Raw genomic sequence first — 12,758 nt, forward strand, 5'->3', positions numbered from 1 at the left:
CGGACGCAAAATGCCTCAGCCGGTCCACACCCGCTCGAAGCGGTCGCCCAGGCTGGTCAGCAACTCATATTGCGACATGCCCGACTGCGCGGCCGCCTCGGGCAGGGCATAATCGAGCGCGAGCCAGTCGCCTTCCGCCAGGTGCGGCGCGGCGCTGACGTCGATAGCGACCAGGTCCATCGAGACACGCCCCAGCAAGGGCAGGCGTTTGCCGTCGTGAAGAGCCGCGCCCGTATTCGAGAAGCCACGGAAATAACCGTCGGCATAGCCGAGGTTGAGGATCGCGACCTGGGTCTCGGCAGGCGCGGTCCAGGTGGCATTGTAGCCGATCGTCTGCCCCGCGGCGACGGTACGGCGCTGGAGAATCTGTGCCTCGGGCGCCACGACCTGTCGGATCGCGCCGAGTTCGGCCCGTGGAATGCCGCCGTATAAAGCGAGACCGGGCCGGGTCAGGTCGAAGGCATAGTCCGGTCCGAGCGCCACACCGGCTGAATTGGCAAGGCTCATCCGCTTCGCCTGCGTCCGCCCGGCGAGCGCGGCGAAAGCGACGCGCTGGCGCTCGTTCATCGCGACATCTTCATCAGCGCAGGCGAGATGGCTCATCAGCGTCTCGATCTCGAGACCATGGAGCAGCGGCAGATCATCGAGCGACAGGCCGAGCCGGTTCATGCCGGTATCGATCATCACGTCGCACGGGCCACCCCCAGCCGCCTTCCAGCGCGCGACCTGGCGGGCGCTGTTGAGGATGGGTCGCGCGATCCCCTGCCCCGCCATCACCATATCCTCGTCGCGCACCCCGTGCAGGACCGACACCTGCACACCAAGGGGAGCGAGCGCCGCCGCCTCCGACCAGATCGCGACGAAGAAGTCCCGGCAGCCCGCTGCCGCGAGACGCTTCACGATCTCGACCGCGCCGACACCATAACCGTCGGCCTTCACCGCGGCCCCGCATGCCGCACTCCCGCTCATCGTGGCGAGGGTGCGCCAATTGTCGGTGAGGGCAGTGCTGTCGAGGCGGAGGCGAAGGGGAGTCATGCCCCGGCGGTTAGCGGGCTGACTCGCGCTACGCCAGCGCGGATCGCGATCCCGGAACAGCCCTCGGGCTGACAGTCACTCCAGCGCGAGCGATATCTCGACGGAACGCCCGGGTACCGAGCGATAAATCAGCCTCCCTTCGTCCCGAGTAGACATCGAGCCTTTCGACGACGCTCGAGACAGGCCTGTCGAAAGGGTGTCTCAAGGAGCAGGCGTTCCGCGCGTCACCCGTACCTCAATGCGGCTTCGCCACTTGGTCCCTACTCGACACGAACGGAAACAGGGTAGGACGATTTCCAGCGCGATACTTGTCAGGTGAAGATGAGATGCCCGGACCGAAGCGACCGACTCGGCCCGGGCGAAAGGGAATTGATTGAGCATCGACGCAGACCACCCGAATCCGGTCAGCGCTGGATCGCCGCCGGGCGAATGTCACCTCGCCTGAACTGACTGTCCGATCAGCCAGCCCTTACCAGCGGCGGTGGCGATAGCCCCCGCCATAGCCGCGATAGCCGCCATAGGGCCGTCCATAGCCGTAGTGGCGATAATACCAGGCATGATAGGGATAGGGACGATAGGTCCAGCGGCCGCCATAGAAAACCCAGGGCCGGTACCACACTGGCGCGGCATAATAATAGGACGAGCCATAGCCGTCATAATAAAAGGCCGGCGCGCCGTTGCGAACGACGAAGCCAGGAGGACAGCCAGGGCTGGTTTCGTTGCGGCTCGAATCACCGATCGCCGCGCCGCCCGCGGCGCCAGCGACGCCACCGATAAAGGCGCCCGCGCCGCGATCGTGGCGACCGGCGACGCTTGAACCGAGCAAGGCGCCGAACAGGCCGCCGATCACGGCGCCGGCGGCGGCGTTGCTCCGCGCCTTGACGCAGTATCGCTGCGACCAGTCCTCGGCATAGGCCTCGTAGCGCTGATCCTGCGCGTATTGCGCGGCGTCCTCCTGGTCGGCCAGATAGCCCACCGGGGGCGGGGGCGGCCGGGACCCGTCATAGCCGGGAGGCGGCGCGTCATCCTGGTAATAGCCCTGCTGCGACGGAGGCGGCGGCTGATAGCCCTGTTGCGGAGGAGGAGCCTCCCGATAGCCCTGGGGTTCCTGATAGGTCGCCTGCGGAGCAGGAGGCTCCTGATACTGATAACCCTGCTGCGGCGGCGCCGGCGGCGGATCCCGATAGCCTTGGCCGGGAGGATAATCCTGGGCCGATGCCATGGAGGCAGAGATGGGGGAGATCGCCGTCACCACAGCGACCAGAGCGCAGGCAGTTCGCCGAAACGACCGGGACATCAAACACATCCTTTTACCGCATTACCCGCACCGATACGCCTTCATGCGTGAACCGTTGCTGACCGGACCGCATTCGGCCGTCCCACCCCCCAAAATAACGTCGCGGGCGATTGTACCCGCCGCCGCGGACGCTAAGCGGGCATCATGCCAGCCGAGATCGATCCCTTCCACGCCATCGCCATCAGCCGCGCCGCACACCGGATGTCGGCCGAAGGGCGTTCCATCATCCATATGGAGTTCGGCCAGCCCTCCACCGGCGCACCGGCGGCGGCGATCGCCACGGCGCATCATGTGCTCGACAGCGACGGCATGGGCTATTGGGAGAGCATGCCGCTCAAGGCCCGGATCGCGCGGCATTATGGCGAGGCCTATGGCGTCGCGGTCGACCCCGAGCAGGTGGTGCTCACCTGCGGCGCCTCGCCCGCCTTCGTGCTCGCGCTGTCGTGCCTGTTCGCACCGGGCGACAGGGTGGCGTTCGCCCGGCCGGGCTATGTCGCCTATCGCAACACGGTGAAGGCGCTTCATCTCGAGCCGGTCGAGATCGGCTGCGGCGCGGCGGAGCGGTTCCAGATCACGGCGGCGGCGGTCGAACTGCTCGATCCGGCACCGCAGGGGCTGATCCTCGCCAGCCCGGCCAATCCCACCGGCACGATCATCGCGCCGGAAGAACTGGCCGCGATCGTCCGGATATGCCGCGAACGGGGAATCCGGATCATCTCCGACGAGATCTATCACGGGCTGAGCTATATCGGGGCGGTGCGATCGGTGCTGCAGGACGAACCCGACGCGCTGATCGTCAACAGCTTCTCCAAATATTTCAGCATGGCGGCGTGGCGGCTCGGCTGGCTGGTGGTGCCGCCCGCGCTGATCGACGCCGCGCGGGCGCGGATGGGCAACCTCTTCCTGACGCCGCCCTCGCTGGCGCAGCATGCCGGGCTGGTCGCGTTCGATTGCCGCGCGGAACTGGGAGGGCATGTCGATACCTATGCGCGCAACCGCGACCTGGTGCTGGCGGCGCTGCCCGCGCTCGGGCTGCGCCGGATCGCGCCGCCTGACGGCGCCTTCTATATCTGGGCCGATATCGGGCACCTGACCGATGACAGCATGGCGTTCTGCATGAAGCTGCTCGAGGATACCGGCGTGGCGACGGCGCCGGGGATCGATTTCGATCCGGTGGAAGGCCACCGCTTCATGCGGTTCAGCTTCGCCGTCTCGACTGACCGGGTGGAGGAAGCGCTGCGCCGGATCACCCCATGGTTCGCGGCGCAGACCCGGAACTAGCCGGCGGGCAGCCGAGTGCTGCCGATATCGTCAGCCCCATCGGCATTGCGGGGATGACCGAGACCGGCCAGCACCATCACCTCATATCCCGAGTCCCGACCGACCGCGAAAGGCGGTGCCGGCTCGCGCCAACTTGCAACCCGCCCCCCGCGCCTCTACCTCGATCTTCATCAGGCCGCTGACAACGGCCCTCCGACCGGACGTGTACCATGACCTTCTCTCCGACCGCATCGCCAGCCCGCCTTGCCTTCAGGGAAGTTCATCATGCCCGCCATTTCCGTTTCCCAACTATCCTGGTCAACGCCTGACCATCGCCCGGTCCTTGTCGACCTCTCACTGAGCTTCGGCGCAGAGCGCGCCGGCCTGGTCGGGCGCAACGGCGTCGGCAAATCAACGCTGCTCAAGCTGATCGCGGGCCAGTTGCCGGTCCAGTCGGGCCGGATTTCCGCGAGCGGTACGATCGGTGTGCTGCACCAGGTCGTGCAGGTTCGCCCCGACGAGACAGTCGCCGACCTGTTCGGCGCGACGGGGGCGCTCGCCCTGCTGCGCCGCGCGGAGGAAGGTGTCGCCAGCCTAGAGGAACTTGGCGAGGCGGACTGGACGCTGGAAGATCGTATCGCCTCCGCGCTCGGGAGGGTTGGGCTCGATGCCGGCCCCGATACGCTGCTGACCGCGCTTTCCGGCGGACAGCGGACGCGCGCGCGCCTGGCAGGCATGGTCTTCGCCGAACCGGATTTCCTGCTGCTCGACGAGCCGACCAACGATCTCGACCGGGCCGGCCGCGATGCGGTGATCGCGTTGCTCGCCGGGTGGCGGGCGGGCGCGATCGTCGTCAGCCATGATCGCGAGCTGCTCGATACGATGGACTCGATCGTCGAGATGACCAGCCTCGGCACGACCCGCTATGGCGGCAACTGGACTCACTATCGCGAGCGCAAGGCGATCGAGCTCACGGCGGCCGAACGCGACCTGACCGAGGCCGAACGGCAGATGACCGAGGTCGCGCGCGGCATACAGGAAACCGCCGAACGAAAGGCCCGCAAGGACGGTGCCGGCAAGCGCAAGGGCGCCAGGGGCGACATGCCGCGCATCCTGATCGGCGCGCGCAAGGACCGGGCCGAGGACAGCGGCGGCGAGAACCGGCGCCTCGCCGAGCGGCAGCGGACCCAGGCGGCCGAGGCAGCAGCGGCAGCGCGGGAGCGGGTCGAGGTGCTCCAGCCCTTTGCGGTGACGCTGGCACCGACCGGGCTGCCGGCGAATCGTGTCGTGCTCGAGATCAAGGACGTGACCGCCGGCCATGAGACGGGCACGCCGGTACTGCGCAACCTTTCGCTGACGATCAGCGGGCCGGAACGGGTCGCGGTGACGGGGCCGAACGGATCGGGCAAGACGACCCTGCTCGGCCTGATCACCGGCGCGCTGGCGCCGTGGAGCGGCACGGTGCGGGTCCAGGTCGATCTTGCCATGCTCGACCAGCGGGTGAGCCTGCTCGACCCGCACGGCTCGATCCGCGACAATTATGCGCGGATCAACGGCACGACCGACGAGAATGCGTGCCGGGCGGCGCTGGCGCGCTTCATGTTCCGCGCCGACGCCGCCCTGCAGATCGTCTCGACGCTCAGCGGTGGGCAGATGCTGCGCGCCGGGCTGGCCTGTGTGCTGGGCGGAGAGCGCCCCCCTTCGCTGCTGATCCTGGACGAGCCGACCAACCATCTCGACCTTGACTCGATCGAGGCGGTCGAGGCCGGACTAGCCGCCTATGACGGGGCGCTGCTTGTGGTCAGCCACGACGAAGCGTTCCTTGACGCGATCGGGGTTGAGCGACGGGTGGCGCTGGGCGGGACGCAGCGGGACGACCCATAACCGGGCAACGAGCCCTACCCCTCGATAAAATGCGGCACGAACCGGGCGAGGTTGCGCGTCACCACGCCATCATCCTCGCGCACGCCGATGCCGGCAGGCTCATCCCCGACGATCCACGCGCCGATCACCGGATAGCGGCCATCGAACATCGCGGGCGGGTGATAGGCCTGGCGGATATGGCCTTCAGCGCCATAGCCCTCATCGAGCACGGTTTCCGCCTTACCATTGCGCGAGACCAGGATGTTGGCGCCTTCACGGCTAAAGAGCGGCTTGCGCACATACTCCTCGCCGAGCGACCTGGCGGCCGGATCGTCATCGAAAAAGGCGGGAAGCAGATTGGGGTGGCCGGGATGCCGCTCCCACAGCAACGGCAGGATGCCCTTGTTGGAGAGGATCGCCTTCCACGCCGGCTCGATCCAGCGCACGCCGGCCTTTGCCAGCCTGGGCGCATATTCCTCGCGGAACATGAATTCCCAGGGGTAGAGCTTGAACGCGGCCTGGAGCTCGAAGCCATCGGCGTCGACGAACCTGCCGTCGGCGTTGAGGCCGATATCGCCCATCCTGACGAATTTCGGCTCGATCCCCGCCTGGGTCGCAAGGTCCTCGAAGAAGCGGACAGTCTGGCGATCCTCCACCGCGTCACCATCAGCGGAGAAATGGACAAAGCCGCCGGTCGGAAAGATCGTCGCGAAACGATCGCGCAGGCGGTCGAACAGGCTGTTGAACTGGTCGGTGTTCACCGGCAGCGTGCCGGCCTCGAGCAGTTCCTCAAGCCAGAGCCACTGGAAGGTCGCGCACTCGAACACCGAGGTCGGCGTGTCGGCGTTGTATTCGTAGAGCTTCGCCGGACCGGCGCCGTCATAAGCGAGATCGAAGCGGCCGTAGAGCGAGGGCTGCCGGGTACGCCAGGATTCCGCGACGAGCTCATGCTGTTCCGCCGGGATGGCCAGCCGGGCAAGCAGCGCCTCATCGCGCACCACCTGCTCGACCAGATCGAGGCAGAGCGCGTGAAGGTGCTCGGCGGCGGGCTCGATCCGCTCCTCGATCTCCTCCAGCGTGAAGGCATAGGCGGCACTCTCGTCCCAATAGGGCGCGCCGCCGGTGTCGTGATAGACGAAGCCGATCGCATCAGCCTTGGCGCGCCAGTCGGCGCGGGGCTCGAGCGTGATGCGCCGCATGGTTTTCGCCTTAGCTCTCGGTTGAATCAGTGTCGCGACGCTGCTCGATCTGCAGCGTCGGCTTCGGCGGTGCGAGGCGCGCGAGCACGTCGTCGGCCGAGGACTGGCCGGGCAGGATGCCGGCAAGGCGGAGTTTTTCATCGAGATCGGCACCGGTGCGGCGATCCTCGAGCTCGCCGGCGGCGCGGAGCTTCTCACCGCGGATCATCTGGCGCTCGCGGATTCGCGCGAGGCTGTCGGCGGCCGAGCCAAGCGAAGTGCCCGCACCGCTGGCGGCGACGGTGGCCTGGGCCTTCTGCACTGATTCATTGACCTTCACGACGTCGACCTCGCGGCGGAGCTGCTCGATCTTGCGGTCGGTCGCGGCGATGGCGGTGTGAATCTGCTCCTCCGCCTGGCGCATATCGGCGACCTGCGGCGCCTTCATCGAGATATCCTGTTCGAGATCGGCGATGCGCTGGGCCACCTGGCGGGCGAGATCCATATTGCCCTTCTCGACCGCGGTGCGCGCCGAGCCTTCATATTTGGCGACCTGGGACTGGAAGCTATCGACCTCCGCCTCAAGGATGCGGCGGCGGGCGACCAGGCCGGCGAGATCGTCGCGCGCCTTGCCCTGCGCCTTGTCGGCGTCGCGGATCTCCTGATCGAGGATGCGTAGCGCATTGGCGTCGACCACCGCGGCGGCGGCGTCGTTCCCGGCGGCGCGGCCGAGGGTGAAAAGCTTGCTCCAGATGGCCATCATTCTCTCTCCGGACAGGTTATCGGGCGGTGGTCGGGGCGAAGGCGGCGCGCAGATCCCTGGCCGCATCGATCGCGTTTTCCGCCAGCGTGTGCAGTTCGATCACGATCGTATCGAGCGGCGAGGTGGTGGCGAGTTCGCCGAACAATTCATAGAAATCGCGGCCATCGACGGTAGCGATGCCGAAGTTGGAGAGCGGCACCAGCTTCTGCGTCTTCAGGAGGAATTCGTTGAAGGCGGGGCGATCGGGCTGTTCGTCGCACGGCCAGAGCAGCACCGAGGCGGCGATCTGCGCCTCGCTGACATTGACGAACACCTCAAGGTCGCCCTGGCCGTGCATCGTCGCGAGCAGGACGGGATCGGCCCCTTCGACGACGCGCAGGCTGAACTCCCCGGCGGCGACGGCCGCGGTGCCGTCCAGCGCCGCTTTCAGTGTGCGAACGGTCCAGGCAGTGTCGGTCATGGTTTTCTCCCGGGCGTCGTCATGTGGTGGTGAGATAGGCGCTCATAGAAGATTTGCCACGCCGTGCCAGCACTCCCGTCGCATCGGATCGTCGCATCCGGTCCTTCCACGATGGCGCGCGCGCGTCTATGGCGGGCTTCGCACTATTCGAGGCCATGATGTTCGACCGTCTGTTCGGCCGCAAGCAGGCGCTTGCGGACTCCGCGATCCCCACCATCCGCAACGTGACGATCGGCCGTACCGTCATGCTCGATCCGCTGGCCTGGCGGCGATTCGGGTCGGAACTGACGTTCCCGTTCGACGGCGATACATTGCAGATCGTGGCGCAGGGGCTGGTGAAGCTCGACGACGGAGGCTTTGTCCATCGTTTCTATACTGACGACGATGTGATGTTCCAGGCGGTATCGAGCGACCGCGCCGGGCAGGAAGTGACCGACGTCACCCTGTTCGTGCCGTGGCAGAGCTATTATCCGGGATCGGCGGCGGAGCGCGCGGCATGGCGCGAACGGCTGACGGCGCGCACCTTCACCGACACGGGGCTGCCCGACTATCGCCGCTTCTGGTTCGGCGAAGAGTCCCCGCGGCAGGAGCCGGTGACATTCTGGGAAGAGCTGCACGACGACCGCGACGGGATCGTCGACCGGCGCATCTTCCAGACCAGCATGTTGTTCGCGCGCGAGCTGGCCGGCGACGGGATCGAGCTGCTGCTGGCGATCGACCAGGAGAACCAGAACGGTGACGTATCGTTCGAGATCATGCTAGGCGTCGTGCTCGAACTGGGCGAATTCCGGGCCTGAGAGGACATGCGATGATCGATCCCCACAGCTTCAAGGCGAACGCGCTCGCCTTCCTCATCGCCTTCGTCGCGGCGGGCGTCTTCACGATGCTATTCAAGGTCATCTACCAGGCGGCGACACCCTATAACGAGCACAAGCTGATCCGGGACGGCAACGTCGCGGCGGCGGTCACGTTGGGCGCGGCGCTGCTCGGTTATATCCTGCCGCTCGCGTCAGCACTGGAAAACACCGTGAGCCTGATCGAGTTCGCCGCATGGGCGGTGCTGGCGGGCGTGATCCAGATCGTGACCTTCACCGTCGTCCGCCGGGTCGTGATGCGCGACCTGAGCGACCGGGTGGAGCGCGGCGAGCTTGCCGCGGCGATCTATATGGGAAGCATCTCGATCGGCGTGGGGCTGCTCAACGCCGCCTGCATGACCTCCTGAAGGGACTGGCGATGAAGCGATCCAGATCCATCGTCCTGACCGGCCTGATGGCCGGAACGGGCTTCTCGCTAAGCGCGTGCGAGGTCTCCGACACGGGCAAGCAGGTCGACGCGGTCAGCTATACCTCGGTGGCTGAATGCCGCGCGGCGGGCACCGTCCCGGCGGCACAGTGCGAGACCGCCTATGCCGAAGCGGCCAAGGCCGATGCGAAGACAGCGCCGCGTTTCGAAGATCGCAAGACCTGCGAGGAGCAGTTCGGCGCCGCCCAGTGCGTGCCGCGCAACGAGAATGGCGGCAGCTTCTTCACGCCACTGCTGACCGGATTCATCATCGGCCAAGCGCTGAACAATGTCGGCGGCGGCTATCGCGGGGCGCCGATGTATCGCGACCGCGACGGCGGCTATTATGGCGGCGCGGGCGGGATGGTGAGCCGGGACTATGTGACCGGGCGGACGCGCGTGGGATCGGAAGCGTTCAATCCGGCGGCGCGTGCGCCGACTCGGGTACAATCGCGTAGTTCGGTAATCTCGCGCGGCGGGTTCGGCGGCGGCGGGCGCGGGTTCGGGGGTTAGGCCGGGCTCCCTGGAGCGGCTAGCGTTGAGTATAGGCGCCCCGTTCGTCCCGAACAGCCATCGAACCCCTCCATGACGCTCGGGCAAGGCCTGTCGAGATCGCGTATCGGGGGACAAGCGTCACGCGCTCAATCGGGCCCCATTGTACCCACGGAACGAACTGGCGCCCAAGAAACCCCATTCAATCGGCATTCGCCGTGCCCGGCTTGGTCTCGTGCAGGCCGACCGCCGTCACCACCAGCGCCATCGCCACCACCGCGAAGGTGTACCACAGTCCGGCATAGGGATCGCCGGTCTTGGCGACGATATACTGGCCGATGAACGGCAGGAATCCGCCGAAATAGCCGGTACCGATATGATAGGGGATCGACATCGAGCTGTAGCGGATGCGCGGCGGGAACATCTCCGCCAGCAGCGCGGCGACCGGGCCATAGGTCATCCCCGAAAGAGCACCCATGACGATGATCGCGAGCATGATGACGATGATGCTGCGGACGCCCGGCACGACCTTGTCCAGATTGTAGCCGGCCTCGGTCAGCGCCTTGTCCAGGCCGGCCGGGCTGGTATCCGCCACCGGCACCTGGCCGATCATGACCAGAGTTACCGGCGTATGGGCCTTGGTATAGGCGACGCCCTTTTTCGAGAAATAGTCGAGCAGCTCGCCGCATTTGTCGACCTGCTTCGCGGCGAAGGGATTGTAGTTGCAGGTCGGGCCGGAGACGACGACCGGCGCATGGCGAGCGGCGCGCGCCAGATCCGGGTTGGCGGCGCTGCCCAGCATCCAGAACATCGGGAAGAGCAGGCACAGCGTCATCGCGTAGCCGAGAATGATCGGCGTCTTGCGGCCGACCCGGTCCGACAGGCGGCCGAAGAACACGAACCAGAACAGGCTGAGCGTTGCGCCGAAACCGACGATGAGCTGGGCGGTGGTCGATTCGACCCGCATGGTCGTCTGAAGGAAGGAAAGCACGGTGAAGGTCGCGGTGTACCAGATCACCGTCAGCCCGGCCGAGATGCCGAACAACGCGACGAACAGCCGCCTGAGATTGCCGGGATAGGTGAAGCTCTCCGTAAAGGGGTTCTTGGCCGTCTCGCCCGAGGCCTTCATCGCCTTGAACACCGGACTCTCGTTGAGCTTCAGCCGCATCCACAGTGACACGGCGAGCAGCAGCAGCGAAAAGACGAAGGGGAAGCGCCAGCCCCAGCTTTCCCAGATGGCGGGCGGCATCAGCCCCTTCGACAGGAGCACGACGATCAGGCTGAGGATGAAGCCGCCGACCACGCTCGCCTGGATGAAACTGGTGTAGAAGCCGCTTTTCCCCTTGCCGCTATGCTCGGCGACGTAGATCGCCGCCCCGCCATATTCGCCACCGAGCGCCAGCCCCTGCAGGATGCGCAGGCCGATGACGATGAACGGCGCGGCGAGCCCGATCGAGGCGGCCGACGGCACCAGCCCCACGCCCGCGGTGGCGACGCCCATCAACGTGATGGTGACGAGGAAGGTGTATTTACGGCCCCATTTGTCGCCAAGAAAACCGAACAGCACCGCACCAAGCGGACGGAAGCCGAAGCCGACCGCGAACACCGCCCAGGCGGCAAGCGTCTGGACCAGCTCATTGCCGGCAGGGAAGAAGACACGGCCGATGATGCCGGACGCGGCGAGCGTGCCGTAGATGAAGAAATCATACCATTCGAAGATCGTGCCGAGCGACGACGCGGTGATGACGAGCTGGATGTCCTTCCGGCTCGGCTCGGGCGGTACGCCCTGTTCGGGCGCCATGTCGGCTGCCGCGGTCGTGGCCATGCTTGCTTCTCCCCTTGGGAGAGACGTTTAGCGGGATATGTGAGAGCGGCAAGATGGGGTTTGGAAGGCGATCGAAACGGATCGCCAGACCCGCGGGGCTTTGCCATAACTGACGGACCGCCATGCGAGGGAATGCCATGCTGAGCGATGCCTTGCTTGACGAGATCCGAGCGCTGCATTCGGGGCCGGACCGCGGCTATCATGGCTGGAGCCATCCGCTCGCGCTGCTCAAACTGTACGGCGAGGTCGAAGACCGGCTGCACGATCCGCTCGCCGTGCGATGCGCCATCCTGCTGCATGATGCGATCTACGAGCCGCGACGGAGCGACAATGAGCGCCGCAGTGCGGAACTGGCGAAGAAGATGCTGAACGGGGTGGTGCCTGACAGGACGCTGGGCCGCGTGCTCCGGCTGATCGAGGCGACGGCGCGCCACGCGATTCCGGTCGGACTTCCCGAAGATGAAGTAGCGGACATGGTAATGTTCCTCGACATGGACCTGTCCATTCTCGGGGCCGCACCGGACGTTTTCGATGCCTATGAAGCTGGCGTTCGGCATGAGTATCGCGAGGTGCCGGAGGCAGCCTTCCGCGCTGGGCGCGCCGCCATATTGGAGGGATTTGTGGCGCGTGACGCGCTGTATTTTTCCGATTGGGGACGAATCCGCTTCGGCGCCGCCGCCCGCCGGAATCTGGTACGATCGATCGCGACGCTACGCGCATAGCACCAGCGAGGTGCTGCTTTCCTGATGTTGCTTGATAGTGTCCTCGGGCACGCCCGCACGAAACGCTGAATTTGCAGGATGATGACATCGGCGCATCCATTCACCTGACCAGATGCACAGCCGGACAGAATCGATGGAACCGGCACGCGCGGCTTCAGTTGCGAGCAGGTCGTAAACCATAGGAAGAACGCGATGTCGCCATCTGTGACGAAATTTGCCCCCGCAGTCTTGATTTTGGCTGGTGCGCTGGGCCTGGGTGGCTGCGCCACAAAAGGGTATGTGAGGGACCAGATCGCTCCCGTGAGCCAGCGGGTCGATGCGCTCGAGACAAGGCTGCAGGCAACCGACGGCACGGCGAAGTCCGCTCTGGCGGAAGCACAGGCCGCGTCCGGGCAGGCGCAGAATAATGGCCAGCGCCTGGATCAGCTCAATTCCCGCGTGGATGGCATCGAGCAACGGATGCAGGAAAATCAACGGAAGAAGCCACGCAATTGATGCCGCAAGGCAGCGAATGCTAAGCAGACCGTGATTTCCAGCGTCGGTCGCTCCTCTGGGAGCGGCCGTTTCATGTCGAGCGCCTCG

The 12,758-nt window shown here is 66.0% G+C and carries 13 protein-coding genes; 7 read left to right on the top strand and 6 right to left on the bottom strand.

Features of this window, described 5'->3' with window-relative positions; translation table 11 throughout:
* Positions 1-15: 15 nt before the first annotated feature.
* Positions 16-1,035: an alanine racemase gene (gene alr / locus NDN01_RS15230; protein WP_272622561.1), complete on the bottom strand. Its 1,020-nt coding sequence runs from the start codon at positions 1,033-1,035 to the stop codon at positions 16-18.
* A gap of 469 nt (positions 1,036-1,504) precedes the next feature.
* Positions 1,505-2,257 carry a glycine zipper domain-containing protein gene (locus NDN01_RS15235; protein WP_272622563.1) on the bottom strand — a complete coding sequence of 251 codons (753 nt, stop codon included), beginning with the start codon at positions 2,255-2,257 and terminating at the stop codon, positions 1,505-1,507.
* 219 nt (positions 2,258-2,476) lie between these two features.
* Between NDN01_RS15235 and NDN01_RS15240 the strand changes: the two genes are divergently transcribed.
* Together NDN01_RS15240 and NDN01_RS15245 are read left to right on the top strand one after the other, a co-directional pair.
* Positions 2,477-3,613, top strand: coding sequence for a pyridoxal phosphate-dependent aminotransferase (locus NDN01_RS15240; RefSeq protein WP_272622564.1), 1,137 nt, complete (start codon positions 2,477-2,479; stop codon positions 3,611-3,613).
* A 264-nt stretch (positions 3,614-3,877) separates the two neighbouring features.
* A complete protein-coding gene (locus tag NDN01_RS15245) occupies positions 3,878-5,476 on the top strand; it encodes an ABC-F family ATP-binding cassette domain-containing protein (RefSeq protein ID WP_272622566.1) in 1,599 nt (532 codons plus the stop codon).
* A gap of 14 nt (positions 5,477-5,490) precedes the next feature.
* Here the strand turns inward: NDN01_RS15245 and NDN01_RS15250 are convergent, their stop codons facing one another.
* Genes NDN01_RS15250 through NDN01_RS15260 form a run of 3 tightly spaced genes read right to left on the bottom strand, consistent with a single transcriptional unit; the run spans position 5,491 to position 7,856 of the window.
* The gene (locus NDN01_RS15250) at positions 5,491-6,654 is read right to left on the bottom strand and encodes a glutathionylspermidine synthase family protein (RefSeq protein WP_272622568.1); all 1,164 of its coding nucleotides are present in this window, start codon (positions 6,652-6,654) and stop codon (positions 5,491-5,493) included.
* A 10-nt stretch (positions 6,655-6,664) separates the two neighbouring features.
* A complete protein-coding gene (locus NDN01_RS15255) occupies positions 6,665-7,396 on the bottom strand; it encodes a PspA/IM30 family protein (protein ID WP_272622570.1) in 732 nt (243 codons plus the stop codon).
* 16 nt (positions 7,397-7,412) lie between these two features.
* Positions 7,413-7,856, bottom strand: a complete 444-nt coding sequence (locus NDN01_RS15260) for a YjfI family protein (RefSeq protein WP_272622572.1) — start codon at positions 7,854-7,856, stop codon at positions 7,413-7,415.
* 155 nt (positions 7,857-8,011) lie between these two features.
* On the opposite strand from NDN01_RS15260, the gene NDN01_RS15265 reads away from it, so the two are divergent.
* Genes NDN01_RS15265 through NDN01_RS15275 form a run of 3 tightly spaced genes read left to right on the top strand, consistent with a single transcriptional unit; the run spans position 8,012 to position 9,650 of the window.
* On the top strand, positions 8,012-8,653 hold the full coding sequence (locus NDN01_RS15265; RefSeq protein WP_272622574.1) for a DUF2491 family protein: 642 nt from the start codon (positions 8,012-8,014) through the stop codon (positions 8,651-8,653).
* Positions 8,654-8,664: 11 nt separating this feature from the next.
* Complete coding sequence (locus NDN01_RS15270) at positions 8,665-9,078, top strand: DUF350 domain-containing protein (protein WP_272622575.1); 414 nt, start codon at positions 8,665-8,667, stop codon at positions 9,076-9,078.
* 11 nt (positions 9,079-9,089) lie between these two features.
* Complete coding sequence (locus tag NDN01_RS15275) at positions 9,090-9,650, top strand: DUF1190 domain-containing protein (RefSeq protein WP_272622576.1); 561 nt, start codon at positions 9,090-9,092, stop codon at positions 9,648-9,650.
* A 181-nt stretch (positions 9,651-9,831) separates the two neighbouring features.
* Here NDN01_RS15275 and NDN01_RS15280 read toward each other — a convergent pair whose 3' ends face one another.
* The gene (locus tag NDN01_RS15280; protein WP_272622577.1) at positions 9,832-11,454 is read right to left on the bottom strand and encodes an MFS transporter; all 1,623 of its coding nucleotides are present in this window, start codon (positions 11,452-11,454) and stop codon (positions 9,832-9,834) included.
* Between the two features lie 137 nt (positions 11,455-11,591).
* Here NDN01_RS15280 and NDN01_RS15285 point away from each other — a divergent pair, with 137 nt between their 5' ends.
* Both NDN01_RS15285 and NDN01_RS15290 read left to right on the top strand, forming a co-directional pair.
* A complete protein-coding gene (locus NDN01_RS15285) occupies positions 11,592-12,176 on the top strand; it encodes an HD domain-containing protein (protein WP_272622579.1) in 585 nt (194 codons plus the stop codon).
* Positions 12,177-12,368: 192 nt separating this feature from the next.
* Positions 12,369-12,671: a hypothetical protein gene (locus NDN01_RS15290; protein WP_272622581.1), complete on the top strand. Its 303-nt coding sequence runs from the start codon at positions 12,369-12,371 to the stop codon at positions 12,669-12,671.
* The last annotated feature ends 87 nt before the right edge of the window (positions 12,672-12,758 follow it).

Origin of the sequence: Sphingomonas sp. QA11 (assembly GCF_028473665.1) — a bacterium.
GTDB classification, from domain to species: Bacteria; Pseudomonadota; Alphaproteobacteria; order Sphingomonadales; family Sphingomonadaceae; genus Sphingomonas; species Sphingomonas phytovorans.

Bases quoted from the DNA above. Each gene is read 5' to 3' on its own strand.
- NDN01_RS15250 (WP_272622568.1), bottom strand. From the start codon at position 6,654: ATGCGGCGCATCACGCTCGAGCCCCGCGCCGACTGGCGCGCCAAGGCT.
- NDN01_RS15255 (WP_272622570.1), bottom strand. From the start codon at position 7,396: ATGATGGCCATCTGGAGCAAGCTTTTCACCCTCGGCCGCGCCGCCGGG.
- NDN01_RS15265 (WP_272622574.1), top strand. From the start codon at position 8,012: ATGATGTTCGACCGTCTGTTCGGCCGCAAGCAGGCGCTTGCGGACTCC.
- NDN01_RS15240 (WP_272622564.1), top strand. From the start codon at position 2,477: ATGCCAGCCGAGATCGATCCCTTCCACGCCATCGCCATCAGCCGCGCC.
- NDN01_RS15285 (WP_272622579.1), top strand. From the start codon at position 11,592: ATGCTGAGCGATGCCTTGCTTGACGAGATCCGAGCGCTGCATTCGGGG.
- NDN01_RS15245 (WP_272622566.1), top strand. From the start codon at position 3,878: ATGCCCGCCATTTCCGTTTCCCAACTATCCTGGTCAACGCCTGACCAT.
- NDN01_RS15270 (WP_272622575.1), top strand. From the start codon at position 8,665: ATGATCGATCCCCACAGCTTCAAGGCGAACGCGCTCGCCTTCCTCATC.
- NDN01_RS15260 (WP_272622572.1), bottom strand. From the start codon at position 7,856: ATGACCGACACTGCCTGGACCGTTCGCACACTGAAAGCGGCGCTGGAC.
- NDN01_RS15275 (WP_272622576.1), top strand. From the start codon at position 9,090: ATGAAGCGATCCAGATCCATCGTCCTGACCGGCCTGATGGCCGGAACG.
- NDN01_RS15290 (WP_272622581.1), top strand. From the start codon at position 12,369: ATGTCGCCATCTGTGACGAAATTTGCCCCCGCAGTCTTGATTTTGGCT.
- NDN01_RS15235 (WP_272622563.1), bottom strand. From the start codon at position 2,257: ATGGCATCGGCCCAGGATTATCCTCCCGGCCAAGGCTATCGGGATCCG.
- NDN01_RS15280 (WP_272622577.1), bottom strand. From the start codon at position 11,454: ATGGCCACGACCGCGGCAGCCGACATGGCGCCCGAACAGGGCGTACCG.
- alr (WP_272622561.1), bottom strand. From the start codon at position 1,035: ATGACTCCCCTTCGCCTCCGCCTCGACAGCACTGCCCTCACCGACAAT.